The 18947-nt window shown below is 43.9% G+C and carries 17 protein-coding genes; 6 read left to right on the forward strand and 11 right to left on the reverse strand.

Going from position 1 to position 18947, the window contains the following annotated elements; genetic code table 11:
• Positions 1-6: 6 nt before the first annotated feature.
• Positions 7-2667, reverse strand: coding sequence for a DNA gyrase subunit A (gyrA, locus tag LKO26_RS02645; protein WP_227586287.1), 2661 nt, complete (start codon positions 2665-2667; stop codon positions 7-9).
• A 150-nt stretch (positions 2668-2817) separates the two neighbouring features.
• On the opposite strand from gyrA, the gene LKO26_RS02650 reads away from it, so the two are divergent.
• Positions 2818-3132 (forward strand): DUF4286 family protein, encoded by a 315-nt coding sequence (locus LKO26_RS02650; protein WP_227586288.1) that lies wholly within the window; start codon positions 2818-2820, stop codon positions 3130-3132.
• A 54-nt stretch (positions 3133-3186) separates the two neighbouring features.
• On the opposite strand, the gene LKO26_RS02655 is transcribed toward LKO26_RS02650, so the two are convergent.
• From LKO26_RS02655 to LKO26_RS02670, 4 genes are all read right to left on the reverse strand, one after another.
• Positions 3187-3618, reverse strand: coding sequence for a hypothetical protein (locus tag LKO26_RS02655; RefSeq protein WP_227586289.1), 432 nt, complete (start codon positions 3616-3618; stop codon positions 3187-3189).
• A gap of 118 nt (positions 3619-3736) precedes the next feature.
• The gene (locus LKO26_RS02660; protein ID WP_227586290.1) at positions 3737-4228 is read right to left on the reverse strand and encodes a GNAT family N-acetyltransferase; all 492 of its coding nucleotides are present in this window, start codon (positions 4226-4228) and stop codon (positions 3737-3739) included.
• Positions 4229-4286: 58 nt separating this feature from the next.
• Entirely contained in the window at positions 4287-7121 is a 2835-nt protein-coding gene (gene uvrA / locus LKO26_RS02665) for an excinuclease ABC subunit UvrA (RefSeq protein WP_227586291.1), read from the reverse strand.
• Positions 7122-7257: 136 nt separating this feature from the next.
• Positions 7258-8607, reverse strand: a complete 1350-nt coding sequence (locus LKO26_RS02670) for a DEAD/DEAH box helicase (RefSeq protein ID WP_227586292.1) — start codon at positions 8605-8607, stop codon at positions 7258-7260.
• 154 nt (positions 8608-8761) lie between these two features.
• Between LKO26_RS02670 and LKO26_RS02675 the strand changes: the two genes are divergently transcribed.
• On the forward strand, positions 8762-9592 hold the full coding sequence (locus LKO26_RS02675; protein WP_227586293.1) for a patatin-like phospholipase family protein: 831 nt from the start codon (positions 8762-8764) through the stop codon (positions 9590-9592).
• 1 nt (position 9593) lies between these two features.
• The gene (locus tag LKO26_RS02680; protein WP_227586294.1) at positions 9594-10232 is read left to right on the forward strand and encodes a hypothetical protein; all 639 of its coding nucleotides are present in this window, start codon (positions 9594-9596) and stop codon (positions 10230-10232) included.
• A gap of 53 nt (positions 10233-10285) precedes the next feature.
• Here the strand turns inward: LKO26_RS02680 and guaA are convergent, their stop codons facing one another.
• The 5 genes from guaA to purM form a co-directional block, all read right to left on the reverse strand.
• Positions 10286-11815: a glutamine-hydrolyzing GMP synthase gene (gene guaA / locus LKO26_RS02685; protein WP_227586295.1), complete on the reverse strand. Its 1530-nt coding sequence runs from the start codon at positions 11813-11815 to the stop codon at positions 10286-10288.
• A gap of 62 nt (positions 11816-11877) precedes the next feature.
• The gene (gene purD / locus LKO26_RS02690) at positions 11878-13116 is read right to left on the reverse strand and encodes a phosphoribosylamine--glycine ligase (RefSeq protein ID WP_227586296.1); all 1239 of its coding nucleotides are present in this window, start codon (positions 13114-13116) and stop codon (positions 11878-11880) included.
• Positions 13117-13204: 88 nt separating this feature from the next.
• Positions 13205-14719 (reverse strand): bifunctional phosphoribosylaminoimidazolecarboxamide formyltransferase/IMP cyclohydrolase, encoded by a 1515-nt coding sequence (purH, locus tag LKO26_RS02695; protein ID WP_227586297.1) that lies wholly within the window; start codon positions 14717-14719, stop codon positions 13205-13207.
• 142 nt (positions 14720-14861) lie between these two features.
• A complete protein-coding gene (purN, locus tag LKO26_RS02700; RefSeq protein WP_227586298.1) occupies positions 14862-15431 on the reverse strand; it encodes a phosphoribosylglycinamide formyltransferase in 570 nt (189 codons plus the stop codon).
• 23 nt (positions 15432-15454) lie between these two features.
• Complete coding sequence (purM, locus tag LKO26_RS02705) at positions 15455-16447, reverse strand: phosphoribosylformylglycinamidine cyclo-ligase (RefSeq protein WP_227586299.1); 993 nt, start codon at positions 16445-16447, stop codon at positions 15455-15457.
• Between the two features lie 286 nt (positions 16448-16733).
• Here purM and LKO26_RS02710 point away from each other — a divergent pair, with 286 nt between their 5' ends.
• A complete protein-coding gene (locus tag LKO26_RS02710; protein WP_227586300.1) occupies positions 16734-17612 on the forward strand; it encodes a DUF808 domain-containing protein in 879 nt (292 codons plus the stop codon).
• Positions 17613-17671: 59 nt separating this feature from the next.
• Here LKO26_RS02710 and LKO26_RS02715 read toward each other — a convergent pair whose 3' ends face one another.
• Positions 17672-18205, reverse strand: a complete 534-nt coding sequence (locus LKO26_RS02715) for an NADPH-dependent FMN reductase (RefSeq protein ID WP_227586301.1) — start codon at positions 18203-18205, stop codon at positions 17672-17674.
• Between the two features lie 83 nt (positions 18206-18288).
• On the opposite strand from LKO26_RS02715, the gene LKO26_RS02720 reads away from it, so the two are divergent.
• Together LKO26_RS02720 and LKO26_RS02725 are read left to right on the forward strand one after the other, a co-directional pair.
• Entirely contained in the window at positions 18289-18618 is a 330-nt protein-coding gene (locus LKO26_RS02720) for a hypothetical protein (RefSeq protein WP_227586302.1), read from the forward strand.
• Complete coding sequence (locus LKO26_RS02725; RefSeq protein WP_227586303.1) at positions 18606-18875, forward strand: hypothetical protein; 270 nt, start codon at positions 18606-18608, stop codon at positions 18873-18875. The genes LKO26_RS02720 and LKO26_RS02725 overlap by 13 nt, the downstream gene beginning before the upstream one ends.
• Positions 18876-18947: the final 72 nt, after the last annotated feature.

Genomic DNA, 18947 nt, shown 5'->3' on the forward strand with positions numbered 1-18947 from the left:
TATCTGTTATTCGTCTGTTTCTTCTTCATCCTGAGCGTCTTCTATGGCTTTTTGCTCCTTCTGCTCATCTTCTTCAATTTTTTTCAGGTATTTTTCATCACCCATATTGCTGATGGCATTATCGCCGGTCTGCGGGGCATTGCTGAATTCTACCTGATCACTGAGCACTGCTCCGGGTAGTTCTTCATCAGTATGCTCATCTTCATCTTCAACTTCTTTGTCCATCTCTACCTTGGCAATGGCTGCAATTTCATCATTACCTTTCAGGTTAATGAGTTTAACTCCCTGGGTATTTCTGCCCATCACCCGTAATTCATCCACACCCATTCTGATGGCTACACCGGATTTGTTGATGATCATTAATCCGTCACCGTCCTGTACGTTCTGAATGGCAATCAGATTTCCGGTTTTTTCTGTAATGTTCAGGGTAATGACGCCTTTTCCGCCCCGGTTTGTAATTCTGTAATCTTCTACGGCAGATCGTTTGCCATATCCTTTTTCAGAGACCACGAGTACGCTTTCACTGGCCACATCATTTACAATGATCATACCAATAACCTCATCATTGTCTTCTAAAGAGATTCCCCGTACTCCAATAGAGCCTCTGCCTACGGCTCTGGCTTTTTCTTCCGGGAACCGGATACACTTACCATTGCGGGTAGCAATCATAATTTCAGAACTGCCATCGGTTAGTCTGGCACCCAGCAACTGGTCATTATCGCGTATTTCAATGGCATTGATTCCGTTGGTTCTCGGTCTGGAATAGGCCTCCAGTGAGGTTTTCTTTACCGTTCCGTTCTTGGTAATCATCACCACATTCATCTGGTTCACATATTCTTCATCCTTCAAGTCGTTGGTCCGGATATAGGCTTTTACTTTATCATCAGCCTCAATATTAATCAGGTTCTGAATGGCTCTGCCCTTCGCAGTTCTGGATCCCTCCGGAATCTCGAATACCCGCAGCCAGTAACACTTGCCTTTTTCTGTAAAGAACAGCATGTACTGGTGATTGGTGGCCGAAACAATATATTCCAGGAAATCTTCGTCACGGGTGGTGGCAGCTTTGTTGCCTACTCCGCCGCGGCTCTGGATTCTGTATTCGGACAGAGAGGTTCTCTTAATGTACCCGGCATGGGAAATGGTCACTACTACGGTTTCATTAGGGATAAAATCTTCAATGGACATATCTCCGCCGGCATAATCAATATCAGTGCGGCGCTCATCACCATACTTTTCTTTTACTTCCAGCATTTCCTGTTTAATGATTTCAAATCTTCTGCTTTCATTAGCCAGAATATCCTCTAAATCCTTAATTAAGCTCATGATTTCGTCATACTCTGCACGGATTTTGTCCAGTTCCATACCGGTAAGACGGGCAAGTCTGAGATCCAGAATGGCCTGTGCCTGTATGTCTGATAAATCAAATTCCTGAATGAGACCTTCCTTGGCGTCTGCCGGACTGGCACTGTTCCGGATGATGGCAATGGCTTTGTCCAGAGAGTCCTGGGTTGCAATCACCCTCATGAATCCTTCCAGAATATGGGCTCTTTCCTGGGCTTTTTTCAGTTCATGCTGTGTTCTCCGTACAATGACTTCATGACGGTGATCCACAAAATGATGAATGATGTCTTTTAAATTCAACTGCTCAGGTCTTCCCTGTACCAGTGCAATATTATTGACACTGAAAGAGGTTTGCAAAGCCGTATATTTGTAGAGTAAGTTCAGGACTACATTCGGGATGGCGTCGTTTTTCAGTTCGTACACAATGCGCATACCGCGTCTGTCTGACTCATCACGAATTTCATAGATTCCTGGTATTTTTTCTTCTTTCACCAGTTCAGAGGTACGGATAATCATCTCGGCTTTGTTTACCTGATAAGGAATCTCTGTTACGATGATTGCATTTCTGTTATGTACCTCTTCGAAGTTTACTTTGGCACGAAGTACTATTCTGCCGCGGCCGGTATGGAATGCATCGCGTACGCCATCATATCCGTAAATGATTCCACCGGTAGGAAAATCCGGAGCGATGACGTGCTTCATGAGTTCATCTATGGTGATCTCACGGTTATCAATGTACGCACAGATGCCGTCTACCACCTCCGAGAGGTTGTGCGGTGCCATGTTCGTAGCCATACCTACGGCAATACCGGAGGCACCGTTTACCAGCAGGTTGGGGATTCTGGTAGGGAGCACAGAAGGCTCCGTGAGGCTGTCGTCAAAGTTGTTCTGAAAATCTACGGTGTCCTTGTCCAGATCAGCCAGGATTTCATCAGAGATTTTTTTAAGTCGTGCTTCGGTATAACGCATAGCTGCCGGCGGATCCCCGTCCATAGAACCAAAGTTACCCTGTCCGTCTACCTGCGGGTAGCGCAAACTCCAGGGCTGGGCCATTCTCACCATCGCATCATACACGGAGCTGTCACCGTGTGGGTGGTATTTACCCAGAACGTCCCCTACAATTCTGGCAGATTTCAAATGTTTTCTGTTTGAAAATACGTTTAATCCGTACATTCCGTAGAGTACTCTTCTGTGAACCGGTTTTAAACCGTCTCTCACGTCCGGAAGTGCTCTGGAAACAATTACCGACATGGAATAATCAATGTATGAAGATTTCATTTCATCCACGATGTTAATCGGTAAGACTCTTTCTCCTTCTGTATTCATAAATAGCTTTATTAAAATGATTTTCAAGCAGTTAAAGCTGCCTGTAAATTTTTATTGTATTTCTGTTTGTAATAACGTGCTAATTTACGGAAAATATACCGATTTTTGTGTCTGAATTTATCCACAAACATCATAAAAAGAGTTAAAAAAATGAGCATTGTAAGCCTGACTTTCCACTGTCCTGCCGCCACCCTGAACGCATGGGAGGTTTATTCTAAAAACGAACTGTTGCAAATGGTACAAAACCTGATGGACGTGGAGAAATTTATCCTGTCTGATGTGCAGACTGAGATGATTGAAGAAGGCAAAAATTCTAACCTCTTACTGGTTTTTGAAAATGACGAAATGCGGGATACCTTTCTTGAAAATGAACTGGCCAATATTGCTGAGCGGATTGAGCAGAAATTCGGAGATGAAATCATGATTTTTAAAACATTCCTGAATCCCTATTCGTCGCGCTTCTGAGATTGATGATAACGAAAAATGCGGGACATTTCCCGCATTTATTATGTGATCAGGTTATTTTTTCTTGTGGTTCTTGTGTTTGCTGTGCTGGTGCCCTTTTTTCTTGTCGTGCTCCCATTTGTTGTACTTCTGATGGTTGCTTTTCTTTTGATTCTTTCCATAAAAAGTGGTATTGCCTACCCGCACTTTTTTATTCTGCCCCGGTGCGTAGTCTCTGGCACTTCCGCCGTAAACCTTCTTGGCCTGTCCCGGTGGCATCTTCTTATAATTTTTGCTGTAAACCGGTGCTCTTTTAATTAATCGTCCGTTCTGATACACGTTTCCGTAGCGGTCGCGGTACACTTCGCCGTGTCTGTAAATTTTACCGTCCGGACTTCTGTATACGGTTCCGGGGTAGTTATTGCCATACGTGCCGCCGGTTGATGTACAGGATGCCATAGTAAAAGCAAGCCCGGCGGTCAGAAATATTTTCAGAATATTTTTCATTGTAAAGGATTTTAGTTGCAAATCTGATTCAATGAATATGCCAAACTGCTAAAATATGCTGTAATGAGGCTTTTCCATAAGGTGCAACTTTCCTTCCTGCTAGTCAGAAGCATGGTATTCAGAACAGTTGACTTCTCCTCTCCAGGATGATGACATCCCGCCATACGCCCTGATGTTCTGCCAGACGCTGCCGTGTACCTACAGTACGAAAACCTAATTTATGGTGCATGCTGAGGGATGCTGTGTTCTCCGGGAAAATACCGGACTGCAAAGTCCAGATTCCGTGGTCTTCGCTATCCAGAATAAGTTTTTTCAATAAGATGGTGCCTGTTCCCTTCCGCTGAACTTCATTTGCTACATAAATGCTGATTTCGGCCACACCGCTTAAGCATGCTCTTTTGCTTACCGGCATCAGCGCTGCCCAACCCAGCACATTTTCGTGCTCATCTTCCAGAACCCAGCGGCAAAAATGGTGATAGGTCATGTCCCAGCTCTCCCAGGTGGGAACGTTGGTTTCAAAAGTAGCGTTTCCGCCTTCTATTCCCTGCCGGTAAATGTCCAGAACGCGTGTTCCGTCTTCAGCAGACATATGTCTCAGTTCGTAATTCATAGGTGTGGTTTGCTCAGAAAATTTATGGTAAATGTGCTGTGTTTTGATCTTGCCAAAGTCACCGCTTCAGTTCGTTCTTCAAGAATTTTCCCGTCAGCGACTTTTTATTTTTCACAATCTCCTCCGGTGTACCTTCGGTTACAATTTTACCCCCGTGCTTACCACCTTCCGGACCAATGTCTATAATGTGATCGGCGAGTTTAATGACATCCATATTATGTTCAATAATGATGAATGAATTCCCCAAATCTACCAGTTTGTTAATGGAGTCCATCAGGACTTTTACATCTTCAAAATGAAGCCCGGTAGTGGGCTCGTCCAGAATATAAAGGGTGTTTCCGGTTTGCCTTTTAGACAATTCCGTAGCCAGTTTGATGCGTTGTGCCTCCCCGCCAGAAACCGTGGTGGATTGTTGTCCCAGGGTGATATATCCCAGTCCAACATCCTGCAGGGTTTTCACTTTATTGAAAATCTTCGGAATCGGTGCAAAAAATTCTACCGCTTCGTCTATAGTCATTTCCAGAACATCGGAAATGGATTTTCCTTTATAGCGGACCTCCAGTGTTTCCCGGTTGAATCTTTTACCATTGCAGGTTTCACAATGCACGTACACATCTGGCAGGAAATTCATTTCAATCACCTTTAAACCTCCTCCCTGGCAGGTTTCGCAGCGGCCGCCTTTCACATTAAAAGAAAATCTTCCCGGTTTGTAACCACGGATTTTACTTTCCGGCAGTTCTGCAAAAAGGGTACGGATGTCTGTGAACATACCGGTATAGGTGGCTGGATTGGAACGTGGAGTTCGCCCTATGGGTGCCTGATCCACATCCACAATTTTGTCTATATGCTCTATGCCTTCAATTTTCTTGTAAGGCAGGGGCTCCTGTACACTCCGGTAAAAATGCTGATTCAGAATGGGATACAATGTTCCGTTAATGAGCGATGATTTTCCGCTTCCTGAAATTCCCGTAACCACTACCAGTTTTCCCAGCGGTATTTCCAGATTTACATTTTTCAGATTATTGCCGCTGGCGCTTTTCAGCACGATGCTTTTACCGTTGCCTTTTCTTCTTTCAGCAGGAATTTCAATATTGCGGCGTCCGGTCATATAATCTGCAGTCACGGTGTCTGCTTTCAGCATGTCATCCGGTTTTCCCTGCCACAGTATTTCGCCACCGTGTTTTCCGGCTTTGGGACCAATGTCCAGTACATGGTCGGCACCCAGAATCATGTCTTTGTCATGCTCTACCACCAGCACGGAATTACCGATGTCCCGAAGGTTTTTCAGAGAGGTGATCAACCGTTCATTGTCCCGCTGATGCAGTCCGATGGAGGGTTCATCCAGGATATACAGCACATTCACCAACTGAGATCCGATCTGGGTAGCCAGACGGATGCGCTGACTTTCTCCCCCAGAAAGGGTTCTGGAACTGCGGCTCAGACTCAGGTAATCCAACCCTACATCCAGCAAAAACTGCAGGCGGGTCTCAATTTCTTTTAAAATTTCATGAGCAATGATGCTGTTTTTCCGGGAGAATTTTGTTTTCACCGAGCCCAGCCATTCCTGAAGATCTGCCAGAGACAAAGCACTGACTTCGGCGATGTTTTTATCATCAATTTTAAAGCTCAGGCTTTCCGGCTGCAACCGGGTACCTTTGCAGTGGGGGCAAGTTTCTTCTGTGGTAAAATGCCGCTCCAGCAGTACCGCATCATAACTTTCTTTATCTTCAATAATGCCATCCATGAACGCTATAAGACCCTCAAAATTTACTTTGATTTTCTTGGAAATTCCGGCATATTTCAGGTCTTTATTGATCTCGCTGGACATCCCATGGTAGATGTGATGCAACACATCCTCCGGAATTTTGTGGAAAGGGGTGGATAAATCCAGACCGAAAACTTCCATGATGTTCTTGATCTGGGTGAGCACCCATTTGTTATTTTTGATGTCTTCCAGTGGCAGTAATGCTCCCTGATTGATGGATAATTTATCGTTGGTTACAAAATGGTCAGTGTTGATTTTTTTGATGGTGCCCAGTCCTTTGCAGTTCGGGCAGCTGCCCTTGGGAGAGTTGAAGGAGAAGGTGTTGGGTTCCGGCAGTGCCATGGACATGCCGGTATCATCGTCCATCAGATTTTTGGAGAAATACTGGATGTCGGTTTCGTTGAGTTTCTGAATGCCAATGACACCTTCGCCCATATCCAAAGCGGTTTTCAGCGATTTTGCCATACGGTTTTCTGTCGCCTTTTCCCCGATGATCCACCGGTCTATCACAATGTCGATATCATGTGTTTTGTACCGGTCCAGCTTCAGGTCGTATTCTATATCCTGCAAAACCCCGTCTATGCGGGCCTGGCCATATCCTTTTTTGGCCATTTGGATAAACAGTTCATGATAATGTCCTTTTCTGGAGCGGACAACCGGTGCCAGCAGAAGAATTTTTTCTCCGGCGAAATTTTCGTTAATGGTTTCCAGAATTTGTTCTTCGGTATAGCTTACCAGTTTTTTTCCGGAGGTCAGTGAGTAAGCGTCTGAAACTCTGGCGAAGAGCAGTCTTAGAAAATCGTACAGCTCTGTCACAGTACCTACGGTAGAACGCGGATTTTTGTTCGTAGTTTTCTGCTCTATGGCAATAACCGGAGACAGACCCTCTATTTTGTCCACATCCGGACGTTCCAGTCCACCGAGAAACTGCCTGGCGTATGCGGAAAAGGTTTCAATATAACGCCGCTGTCCTTCGGCGAAAATGGTATCAAAGGCTAAGGAAGATTTCCCGCTGCCGGAAAGACCGGTGATGACAACCAGTTCATTGCGGGGAATTTTAACGTTGATGTTTTTTAAATTGTGTTCACGGGCGCCGTAAACTTCTATATATTCTTTGCTTTCAGTCATGAATTAAGCCCTGTTTTTCTCTAAAAAACAGAACGGTGCAAAATTACATAATTTAAAGCACAATTTAACTCACCCATAATGCTGAATTCACATCCGGGCAAATGCGATTTCCTTAGATAAATCTGCTACGGAATACTTATTTTTTACGCTTGGCTTTGCTCTTTGCTTTAGCCTGAGCACGGTTTCCGGGTTTTGTTTTCGGTGGGTTTCTTTTGGTTGGACCGCCCCAGTTTTCTTTACGGTTTTTCGCTTTCTTCTCATGAAATGCGCCGCCGCCTTCTACAATTTTTACGGTGTGGGCATTCTTCATGACCACTACCTCCTGTTCGGAGGCAATTTTTTGCGGGTTTTCCGGTACGGATTCCGGGAATGGAATCTGCTTGAGTTCTTTATCCATAAGAACTTCTATATCAAGCAGTAAGGGCTCTTCTTTTGGAGTAACAAATGAAAGAGCGATGCCGTCTTTGTCTGCCCGGCCGGTACGGCCGATGCGGTGAATGTACTGCTCCGGTACTTCAGGGGTTTCAAAATTGATGACATGGGTAATGTCTGAAATATCCAGACCTCTTGCCATGATGTCTGTGGTAATGAGTCCGCGAACTTCCTGATTCTGAAAGCTTTTCATGGCTCGCAAACGGTAATTTTGGGATTTATTGGAGTGAATCACATCAAACTGTTCTGGGAACAACTCATCTATTTTGGTAAAAAGTAAATCGGCGTGCTTTTTATTATTGGTAAAAATCAGTACCTTAGACATTTCCGGGTCAGTTTCTAGAAGATGCTTCAGCAGATTAATTTTTGTATTGAAGTTTCTTACCGGATAGAAAGATTGTTCAATTTTCTCCAGTGGGGTTCCGGATTTTGCAAGAGAAATTTCCACCGGATTGGCAAAATACTCATCCAGCATCTCATCTACGGCTTCGGTCATGGTCGCAGAAAACAGAATGTTTTGCCTTTTGGCTTTCATCATCTCAAAAATATGCGTGAGTTGCGGTCTGAAACCCAGGTTCAGCATTTCATCAAACTCGTCTATCACCAGTTTCTGCACTTCTTTCAGAGAAATGGCATTGTCTATGGCCAGATCCATGACCCTGCCGGGGGTTCCCACCAGAATATCACAGCCGTCATTAAATAAAAGCTTTTGGGTATTGATGTTTTTACCACCATAAATTCCAATGATTCTGGCGGTAGTGTTCTGTGCCAGTTGCTCCAGCACTTCTGTAACCTGAACCACCAGTTCACGGGTAGGAACCAGGACCAATACAGTGGGGTGCCCGCTTTTATTGTATTTCCACATTTGCAGAACCGGCAGCAAATAGGCCAGTGTTTTTCCGGTTCCGGTCTGCGCAATACCCATGATATCGCGGCCGGACAAGATGGGTTTAAAGCTCTTCTCCTGTATGGGCGTAGGCTCAAACAGGTTCAGGTCTGCCAGTGCGTCCAGAATTCTTCCGGATAATTCAAAGTCTGCAAAAGTGATTTTCATGCGACAAAGATAGTTTTTTTTGAATTTGGAATTTTTTGTGTCTTCGCAACTTCCATTTGCAGAAATGATTAAACCTTTAGTCTGTCTGTACCTGCTGCACTTCCTGTTGCATTGTTGGGCCGGAATTTGTATTTATAGAACATAAATTATAGCATTGTTTTCCATTTTTAATTCTGAAAAAAGAAAGAAAAAATACCGTGAAGTATCGCTGGTACTGTCTGGTGGTGGTGCCCGCGGTTTCGGCCATATAGGTGTTTTAGAGGTATTGCGGGAGCATGGATTTCATATTCACCATATCAGCGGCACTTCCATGGGAGCGCTCATTGGCGGGCTGTATGCCATGGGCAGGCTCGATGATTTTAAAGAGTGGGTGACCCATATGGGCAAATTGCAGGCGCTGGATCTGATTGATCTTTCTATTCGCCGGCGGGGTTTTCTGAAAGGCAACAGGGTGTTCCGCAAAATGAAAACCTTGTTTCCCACCACCAATATAGAAGATCTGGATATTGGTTTTGCAGCGATTGCGACACAATTATATGCCAAAAAAACAGTTTGCTTCACCGAAGGTGATATTTACGATGCCATACGGGCTTCTGTAGCCATTCCCACCATATTTTCACCGGTAGAGATTGATAATGATGTGTACGTGGACGGAGGAATCTTAAACAATATTCCGGTGGAATATGCCAAAAGAAAGAAACGTGATCTGCTGATGGTGGTAGATGTCAATGCCTTTATTCCCTATGAAGGCCAGACCAGTCCGGTGAAAGACCTTTGCGGCAACCTGAATGTGTTTACCCATTCCCTGTCCCTGCTGATTGAGACCAATGCTCAGAATTCCCTGAAAGCCTGTCCGCCGGATTTGCTCATTCAGCTGTCCCGGGAATCCTGTGCCATGCACGATTTTTTTAAAGTTAAAAAGCAGATTGAGTATGGAAGGCAGTGTGCAGAGAAAGCCATTGCTGATTTTTTAAAAGCGGAATAAAATGAAAAAAATCATCTGGATATCTGTATTGGCAATTATGGCCTGCGACAAGAAATTGCCGGCAGAGTCTTCACATGAAAAGAAGGTGACAGATTCGGTTTCCGGTCTGCAGCGCCAGCCACTTCCGGAAAATCTGGTGCGGTGGATGGATTTTTACCGGGCAGAAAATCCGGACTTCAATTTTTCCGGTTTTACGCTGAAAGATTCTCTGCAGATGATGGTCCGTGCGGGAAATGTTCCGGCGGTGTATGAAGAAGATTTCGAAGAGGTATATAAAAAATTCCTGATTTACAGCGCAGACAGCCTGAAGTATGTGGATTTTCACAGCTATCACTGGTCATTAGACGAAAACCAAAATCCTTCTTTTGAAGCAGACCAGCAGGTAAACCTGGTGGATATGGAGAAAAAGGAGATTAGCCAGATTGCATTTTTCGGCCCTTCATTTACTATAGAAGAGGGATACTGGGAAGATGACAGTACCATTGTCCTGCTGGGTAACACCTATGAGAAGGTTCCTTTTTATATGAAATTTGATTTGGAGGAAAAGATTCAGAAAATTTATCAGTATCCGGACACGCTTACGGTTTCCGGGAATTATACCGAAATGCGTCTGAAGCAACACGGTATCGGGGGAAACTAAGCTATTCAGAAAAAAAATCACCCGAACGATAGCTCGTCCGGGTCATTTTTATTTTATTCCCACTCAATTGTTGCCGGTGGTTTGCTGGAGATGTCATACGCCACACGGTTGATGCCGCGCACTTCATTGATGATTCTGTTTGAGACGTTTTCCAGAAATTCCCACGGGAAATGGCTGAAGGTCGCCGTCATGAAATCTGTAGTATTGGCAGAGCGGACTACAGCCGTATATTCATAGGTACGCTCATCGCCCATTACACCTACAGATTTTACCGGTAGCAGAACTACAAAAGCCTGAGAAACCTTTTCGTACAGATCATTCTTATACAGTTCTTCAATGAAAATATCATCTGCCTCCTGCAGGATTTTGACTTTTTCCTCGTTCACCTCACCCAGAATCCGGATACCCAGTCCTGGTCCGGGGAACGGATGTCTGTACACCAGGTGGTGCGGAATCCCGAGCTCCTCTCCTACTTTCCTTACCTCATCCTTAAACAGTTCGCGCAGAGGTTCCAGCAGTTCCAGATTCATTTCTTCCGGCAGTCCGCCTACATTGTGGTGTGATTTGATTACTGCTGAGGGACCTTTAACCGACTGACTTTCGATAACGTCCGGGTAAATGGTTCCCTGTGCCAGAAATTTGGCCCCTTCAAATTTGTGAGATTCCTCGTCAAAAACAGCGACAAATTCATTTCCGATGATTTTTCTTTTCTCCTCGGGGTCAGAAATACCGCTCAGTTTATCCATAAAACGTTTACGGGCATCTACCATTTCAATTTTCATGTGGAAATGTTCGCCATAGTTGGCCATTACCTTTTGACCCTCATCTTTACGCAGCAATCCGGTATCCACAAATATACATTGCAACTGGTCGCCGATGGCCCTGTGAATCAGTACAGCCGCCACAGAGGAATCCACGCCTCCGGAAAGTCCCAGAATAACTTTATCCGTGCCAACTTTCGCCTTGATTTCTTTGATGGTTTTGTCTATATAATTGGTGAGATGCCATTTTTTCGGTGCATTACAGATTTTAAAGACAAAATTTTCAAGCATGCGCTGTCCCTCCTCGGTATGGGAAACTTCCGGGTGAAACTGTACACCGTATATTTTTCTGGATTCGTTAGAAATGGCAGAAACTACATCAGTAGTAGCATTGACCACAAAACCCTCCGGCACTTCTTCTACTTCATCAAAATGACTCATCCAGACGGTAGAAAACCGGCTTACGCCGCCCAGCAGCGAGTTGGTGCGGTCTATTTTCAGTTGAGCTTTACCATATTCACCTTTTTGACCTTTTTTTACTTTGCCGCCCAGCAGGTGGGTGGTGAGTTGCATGCCATAGCAGATTCCGAGCACCGGAATATCCTGGTCAAATAATGAGGCCTCAATCAGGTGTGCATTTTCTGCATTTACAGAGCTTGGACCTCCGGAAAGAATGATCCCCGCAGGATTTTTTTGCAGAATTTCATCCAATGGCGTATTGAAAGGCAGCACTTCGGAATACACTTCCATTTCGCGTATTCTGCGGGCAATCAGTTGGTTGTATTGTGAGCCGAAGTCCAGGATGATGATTCCGTTCTTCATAATCAATAAAATTTTTAATGTTTAATACTAAAAAAACGTGAAAAACTCACGTTTCTTATCTGTTAGAATTTTGCAATGTCGTCACGGTAGTAGGCGTAATCGAACTGAATGGTTTTCGCATCTTCGTACACTTTCTTTCGCGCTTCGTCAAAACTGGCGCCTGTTGCTACCAAATTGACTACCCGTCCGCCGGCGCTGTAGATGCCGCCTGCTTTAGACGAGGCACCGGCCAGCAGTACCGAACTTTGATTGACTCTGTTCAGGTTGGTAATTTCATAACCGGTCTGATATTTTCCGGGATATCCTCCGGAAACCATCACCAGGCATACGGCTTTTTCGTCTTTAAATTTCAGCTCAATATCTTTACCGTCAATACAATCATTAATGGTATCCAGCAGATTGTTTTCCAGAAGCGGCATGATGACCTGAGTTTCAGGGTCTCCTGATCTCATATTGTACTCCAGCAGATGGCAGCCTTTGTCTGTAACCATCAGTCCGAAGAAAATAAATCCGGAAAACATCAGATAATTATCCTTCATGCCCCGCAGTGTGGGTTCCAGAATGTTTTTTCTGAAATCTTCTTCGTGTGCTGCCGTAAATTCCGGGCTGGGTGCCACGCTTCCCATTCCTCCGGTATTGGGTCCGGTATGGTTATTCCCTGCTCTTTTGTAATCTTTGGCGGCAATACATGGAATCAGGTCTTTTCCGTTGGAAAAACAGATGATAGAGGCTTCAAACCCTTTCAGGTATTCTTCTATCACTACTTTAATGCCTGCGTCGCCGTAGATTTTGGCAATCATGAAATCGTGAATGATTTTCAGAGCTTCATCCTTGTCATCTGCCAGCACCACGCCTTTCCCCTGTGCAAGACCGGAAGCCTTGATGATTAAAGGATATTGTGCGGTTTTCAGGTACGCTTCTGCTTCTACATAGGAACTGAAAATTTGTGCAGATGCTGTTTTTACACCATATTCCTGCATGAATTTTTTGGAGTAAGCCTTGCTGCCTTCCAGATTAGCCACTTTTTTGGATGGTCCGAAAATGCGCAGTCCGGCTTTTGTGAAATCATCTACGATTCCGCTTACCAGGAAAGCCTCCGGACCTACGATGGTCAGATCCACTGCTTCGCGGATGGCAAAATTCACCAGCTCACGGTTGTCGGTTAAAGAAATATTCTTGCCGATCTGCTCTGTAGTCGCATTTCCTTTGGCAAAGAAAATCTGAGTGACTCTGCGGTCTTCGGCTAATTTTTTACCAATAGCGGCTTCACGTCCACCATTTCCTATGATTAATATTCTCATTTTAATTTATTTTACTATTTACAAAACTAACAATTTGGGTGGGTTTTTCAAATCTGCAACCCGTAAAATTTCAAGAAAAATCTGCTTTCTAGTGGAAGAAATGCCGCATTCCGCTGAACATCATCGGGATACCATGCTCATTGGCCGCATCTACAGAATCCTGATCCTTTACAGACCCGCCGGGTTGTATGATGGCTTTAATGCCTTCTGCAGCACAAAAATCCACCACATCACGGAACGGAAAAAACGCATCTGACGCTAATACCAGGTCGCCGGAGAATTTTTCTTTGGCTCTTTCCACGGCATGCTGGGTGGCCCAGATCCGGTTTACCTGTCCGCCACCGATTCCCAGAGCCTGCGCCCCGTTTGATACCACAATGGCATTGGATTTTACATATTTCACTACTCTCTGGGCAAACAGTAAAGCTTTTTCCTGCTCCGGAGTCGGCTGCCCAGTGGTAACTGCCTTGATGTCCTGTGAAAACTGATGATCACTGTCCTGTACCAGAATACCACCGTCTGTTTTCACCCAGGTTTGGGCATCAGATACCGGATTGTTAATCTTAATAATTCTGAGATTTTTCTTCTTTCTGAGGATTTCCAGGGCATCTGCATCAAAATCTACCGCCATGACGATTTCCAGGAATGTTTTGTTCAGTTCCTCTGCGGTGGCGGCATCTACTTTATAATTCATACCGATGATTCCACCGAAAATAGAAACCGGATCACACTCGTAGGTTTTGGTATAGGTTTCCACAGCAGATGTTCCAATCGCCACTCCACAAGGTGTGGAATGTTTTACCGCACAGCAGGCCATTTCTTCTTTAAATTCGTTGACTACCTTCCAGCACAGATCCATATCGCGGAGATTATTAAAGGAAAGTTCTTTGCCCCCCAGGATGTCAAAGTCCTTCATGGCCCCGTTCTGTGTTGTGGATACGTAGTAAGCCGCAGTCTGATGCGGATTCTCACCATATCTGAGGTCTGACACTTTTTTATAGGAAGCATTCAGGTATTGCGGATAGGTTTCTTCCAAAAGCATTGAAGAGATGGCTGCATCATACGCTGAAGTGAGATTAAACACCTTTCCGGCAAGTTTTTTTCTGGTTTCAGGGGTAGTATCTCCGGAATCCGTCATTTCCTGCTGTACTTTAGCATAATCTTCCACATCGGTAATCACGGTAACCGCTTTGAAGTTTTTGGCTGCCGAGCGCAGCATGGAAGGTCCGCCGATGTCTATAAATTCTACTTTTTCATCCAGAGAAATGTCTGCATTGGCATTTTCGAAGAACGGATACAGATTCACAATTACCATGTGAATGAGTCCGATTTGGTGTTCCTCTACGGTTTTCATGTGTTCCTCATTGGTTCGCACAGCCAGCAGTCCGCCATGAACTTTAGGGTGCAGGGTTTTCACACGGCCATCCAGCATTTCAGGGAATCCTGTCACTTCGTCAATCTGAATGGGATTGAGACCGGCATCTTTCAGATGTTTAAAAGTTCCGCCGGTGGAAATGAGTTCGTAATTGTTTGCTTCCAGGAATTTTGCAAAATCTGTGAGTCCGGATTTATCGGACACGGAGATCAGCGCACGTTTTTTCATTTTTACTTTCTATTTATTCTTTATTCTTTCATGCGAGCCGTCAGAAACCGGCCCTCGCCTTTATTTATGATGTATTACATTTCCGCGAAATGGTGAAATGTTCTGATTGATAGCCGCTGGTCAATGACTGCGGTTCCTCATTTCAGGACTGATTCCGCAAAACTTTTGCAATGGCTTTCGGGAAAATGTCATATTCTGCCTGATGCACTTTTGCGGCAAGTGTTTCGGGAGTATCGTTTTCTTCCACTGCAACCTTGCCCTGCAGAATGATTTCGCCTTCGTCTATTTCAGCGGTCACGAAATGCACTGTGGCGCCGCTTTCTTTTTCGCCTGCATCAATCACAGCCTGGTGCACATTCATTCCCCACATTCCTTTGCCTCCAAATTTCGGGAGCAGTGCGGGGTGAATATTGATGATTCTGCCATGGTATTTTTCGCAAAAACCGGTACTCAGTATGGAGAGAAAGCCTGCCAGTACAATAAGGCTGGTATCTTCCGGCATCAGCGTTTCCAGTGCTGCCGAAAAACCTTTTCCTCTTCTGATCAGTTGATTTTTAATGCCGTGATCTTCTGCACGCTGCAGTCCGTAACATTCACGGTCTGCCACAACCAGACTGATTTCCGCATCCGGAATCTCGCCGGAGGCAGTGCTGTCTATGATTCTTTGCAGATTGGTTCCTGACCCGGAAACTAAGATGACTAATTTTTTCATGCGGTCGCCGTTTTCGGCTGATCTTAGTTTAAAATAATTTTTGTGTCAGCGTTTTCAGTAATTTCTCCAATTTCATAAGCATCATCTACAAGATTCAGTACTTTTCCTGCATGAGCCTCATCGGTCACAATCACCATGCCTACCCCCATATTGAAGGTTCCGAACATTTCATGTCTTTCAATTTTCCCGCGTTTCTCCAGCTCCAGCATGACCGCCGGAATTTTAATTCTGGAAGTATCGATGCTGGCACAGAGTCCGTCGGTCAGTATTCTTGGTACGTTTTCTATGAGTCCGCCACCCGTAATGTGAGCTATGCCGCCTACTTTTACTTCTTCCAGCACCCGGAATACATCGTTGTAGTATAATCTGGTAGGCACCAGCAGCGTTTCGTACAGTGGTTTGCCTTCAAATTCTTCATTAAAATCCGGGAATATTTTTCTGACCAGGGAGAATCCGTTGCTGTGAAAACCGGAACTTGGCAATGCGATGATTTTATCGCCTTTCTTAATTTTTGAACCGTCTATGATCTCATCTTTTTCCACAATACCCACACAGAATCCGGCCACATCATAATCTCCGGGCTGGTACATGCCCGGCATTTCTGCGGTTTCACCACCAATAAGTGCACAGTTATTGTCTTTGCAGGCGCTCACCATGCCCATTACAATTTCTGCAGCAATTTCCGAGTCCAGTTTGCCACACGCCAGATAATCCAGAAAGAACAGCGGTTTTGCACCATGGCACAGGATATCATTGGCACACATGGCAAAACAATCTACGCCTATGGAGTCGTATTTTTTAGAATCCAGCGCTACTTTCAGTTTGGTTCCTACCCCATCGGTACCCGAGACCAGCACCGGATTTTTGTAGCCTGCAATCTGGTAAAAAGCACCAAAGCTGCCCAGGTTATTCAGTACATTTTCGTTGTGCGTTTCTGCTACGGCAGATTTTATTTTATCTACTGTTTTGTAGCCTTCTTCCTTGTCTACACCGGCGGATTTATAGGTATTGCTCATAATATTGGTTTGTGGTTCTTCCTGATGAAATGATTTCAATTTGTTCAATAAAAAAGCCGACAAATATATGCTTGCCGGCTTTCGTTCAGTATTTTTCAGCGTCAGTTACATCTCCAGACATGTGGATCTCAGGTTTTGGAAGATGTAATTGGTGCAGTTTCAATTCTCAAATTTTAGTCTGGCAAAAATACTGATTTTAAACCAATTTTAAAAATTCAAAAAATATTTTTTTAAGCCAGTCATTATCGGTCTGTTTTGGTTATTTTTGTAGCCTAAATTTCACTTTATGGCATCAGGCTTTTTTGCAATTCTGGATGATATTGCAGCCTTAATGGACGATGTGGCCGTGACTTCCAAACTGGCTACTAAACAAACGGCCGGGATTCTGGGAGACGACCTTGCGGTGAATGCCGAAAAGGCTACGGGTTTCCTTTCGAACAGAGAAATTCCCGTTCTGCTGAAGATCATGAAAGGCTCGCTCATTAACAAACTCATTATACTTCCGGTGGCATTTTTGCTGCAGGCACTTTACCCGCCTGCCATTACCATCATCCTCATCATCGGCGGACTGTATCTGGCCTATGAGGGAATGGAAAAAATCATAGAATTCCTGTTCCACCGGGAGAAGAAAGGCAAAGAGGTGGTTCGGGAAATAGAAAATCCTCTGGAAAACGGTGCCGACTTAGAAAAAGCCAAAATCAAATCTGCGGTCACTACGGATTTTATCCTGTCTATAGAAATTGTCATTATTGCACTGGGTACGGTGCTGGACCGCAGTCTGGCCATTCAGATCATTACGGTATCTATTGTTTCCCTTATCGCTACGGTAGGTGTATATGGTATTGTAGCGCTGATTGTCCGGATGGATGATGCCGGTTATAACCTCATTAAAAGATCAGACAGCAAAGGTTTTCTGAATGCGGTGGGTGAGACACTGGTAAAAGCGTTACCGATTGTCATCAAAGCGCTCGGCGTCATCGGTACCATTGCTTTATTGCTGGTTTCCGGTGGGATTTTCGAGCATAATATTGAATTTCTGCATCACCTGCTTCCGGATCTTTATCCGATGCTGAAGCAGTTGCTTTTCGGTATTGCTGCCGGACTGGTTATGGTTCCGCTGGTGCTTTTGGGCAAGAAAATATTCACGGCGGTGAAGCAAGCATAAGTGAAATCAATTGGTTCGCAGCATAAAAAAATCGGGTTTTAGGCCCGATTTTTTTATTATCAATGATTTTGTTTGATGTTCTCAATTTTGGATTTCAGTTCTTCCCGTTTTTCCGGGTCCAGAATTCCATTTTCCTGATCAAAATTATCTTTGAACCTGGGCAACGAAAAAGTTTCCAATACCTCTGCCCCATCGTAAGGAAAACGTTTTTCAGCTATCTCCAGCACACTGGCTCCACCGCGGCCGCCATCTGAAGTGGCCATGAGCAGCATGGGTTTGCCGTTGAAAATTTTGCGGTTTTTAATTCTGGAAATCCAGTCCATCAGGTTTTTGAATACCGCCGGGAAATTCCCGTTATTCTCTGGTGTGGAAAGCAGGAGCAACTGAGCAGCATCTATTTTGGCAGCAAAATCCAGGGCTTTTTGCGGAATTCCGTGCTCTATTTCAGTTTCCCGTTTATAGATGGGCATATCATAATCATTGAGATCCAGAATTTCAACCTCGTCTTCTGCAAAGAAAGAAGCAGCGAAGGTGACCAGTTGTTTGTTGATGGAAACCGTGGAATTACTCCCGGCAAAAGCAAGTATTTTCATTGTGAAGTTTATTAAAGAAGTAAAATTACGGATTTTGCCGCAATACATGACGTTAGCCGTAATTTTATAACAATACTACGTAAATGAAGATTTTAATCCTGATATTTTTTCCAATTTTTGTTTTTAGTCAACAAGAAAATGATTGGGCAAGTACAATGAAAATAGCAATGGATAATATTAATAGTAAAGATTTTGATACTGCACTCATAAATTTAGATAAATCTCTTAAATTTTCACCTAATAATCCAAGTTCATTATATTTTAAAGGTTATTTAAAAATTATAATTGGCGAACAAGAAGAGGGTTGTGAGGCATTAGTAGACGCAATATATTTTAATAGTAATTCAGCAAAGAATTTATATGCTGAAAAATGTATAGATTTAAAACAGGTAAATTCACATTGCAAATTTTAGGAGATTCTCAGATTTATAATTTTGAAAGAAGAGAAAATGTTCAATATGAAACTTATGAAGGACAAACTTATAGTGGTAAAATCTCTTGGTTAAAGAATGGTGATTATACAATAATTCCAACTGACGAAAGTGAAATAGTACTTTCTCAAAATCCTAAATTTATTGCACGAATATTAAAAATTAATGAAAACGAGTATTTGTATAGAAAAATTGAAGAAAATCAAGTGCAATTCGGAAGAGTAAATAAAATCGATTAAAAAAAAACTACGGTTAACTTCGGTTGCCGTTGCACAACCCCTCTTTTCTACAAATAAAGGCCAAAATGCGTA

The organism is Chryseobacterium sp. MFBS3-17 (genome assembly GCF_020687745.1).
Lineage (GTDB): Bacteria > Bacteroidota > Bacteroidia > Flavobacteriales > Weeksellaceae > Marnyiella.

What these genes read in the sequence shown, in the direction of transcription:
- LKO26_RS02650 (WP_227586288.1), top strand. Translation starts at nt 2,818, where the DNA reads ATGAGCATTGTAAGCCTGACTTTCCACTGTCCTGCCGCCACCCTGAAC.
- LKO26_RS02655 (WP_227586289.1), bottom strand. Translation starts at nt 3,618, where the DNA reads ATGAAAAATATTCTGAAAATATTTCTGACCGCCGGGCTTGCTTTTACT.
- LKO26_RS02715 (WP_227586301.1), bottom strand. Translation starts at nt 18,205, where the DNA reads ATGAAAATACTTGCTTTTGCCGGGAGTAATTCCACGGTTTCCATCAAC.
- uvrA (WP_227586291.1), bottom strand. Translation starts at nt 7,121, where the DNA reads ATGACTGAAAGCAAAGAATATATAGAAGTTTACGGCGCCCGTGAACAC.
- LKO26_RS02660 (WP_227586290.1), bottom strand. Translation starts at nt 4,228, where the DNA reads ATGAATTACGAACTGAGACATATGTCTGCTGAAGACGGAACACGCGTT.
- gyrA (WP_227586287.1), bottom strand. Translation starts at nt 2,667, where the DNA reads ATGAATACAGAAGGAGAAAGAGTCTTACCGATTAACATCGTGGATGAA.
- purM (WP_227586299.1), bottom strand. Translation starts at nt 16,447, where the DNA reads ATGAGCAATACCTATAAATCCGCCGGTGTAGACAAGGAAGAAGGCTAC.
- guaA (WP_227586295.1), bottom strand. Translation starts at nt 11,815, where the DNA reads ATGAAGAACGGAATCATCATCCTGGACTTCGGCTCACAATACAACCAA.
- LKO26_RS02720 (WP_227586302.1), top strand. Translation starts at nt 18,289, where the DNA reads ATGAAGATTTTAATCCTGATATTTTTTCCAATTTTTGTTTTTAGTCAA.
- LKO26_RS02680 (WP_227586294.1), top strand. Translation starts at nt 9,594, where the DNA reads ATGAAAAAAATCATCTGGATATCTGTATTGGCAATTATGGCCTGCGAC.
- purD (WP_227586296.1), bottom strand. Translation starts at nt 13,116, where the DNA reads ATGAGAATATTAATCATAGGAAATGGTGGACGTGAAGCCGCTATTGGT.
- purN (WP_227586298.1), bottom strand. Translation starts at nt 15,431, where the DNA reads ATGAAAAAATTAGTCATCTTAGTTTCCGGGTCAGGAACCAATCTGCAA.
- LKO26_RS02670 (WP_227586292.1), bottom strand. Translation starts at nt 8,607, where the DNA reads ATGAAAATCACTTTTGCAGACTTTGAATTATCCGGAAGAATTCTGGAC.
- LKO26_RS02710 (WP_227586300.1), top strand. Translation starts at nt 16,734, where the DNA reads ATGGCATCAGGCTTTTTTGCAATTCTGGATGATATTGCAGCCTTAATG.
- purH (WP_227586297.1), bottom strand. Translation starts at nt 14,719, where the DNA reads ATGAAAAAACGTGCGCTGATCTCCGTGTCCGATAAATCCGGACTCACA.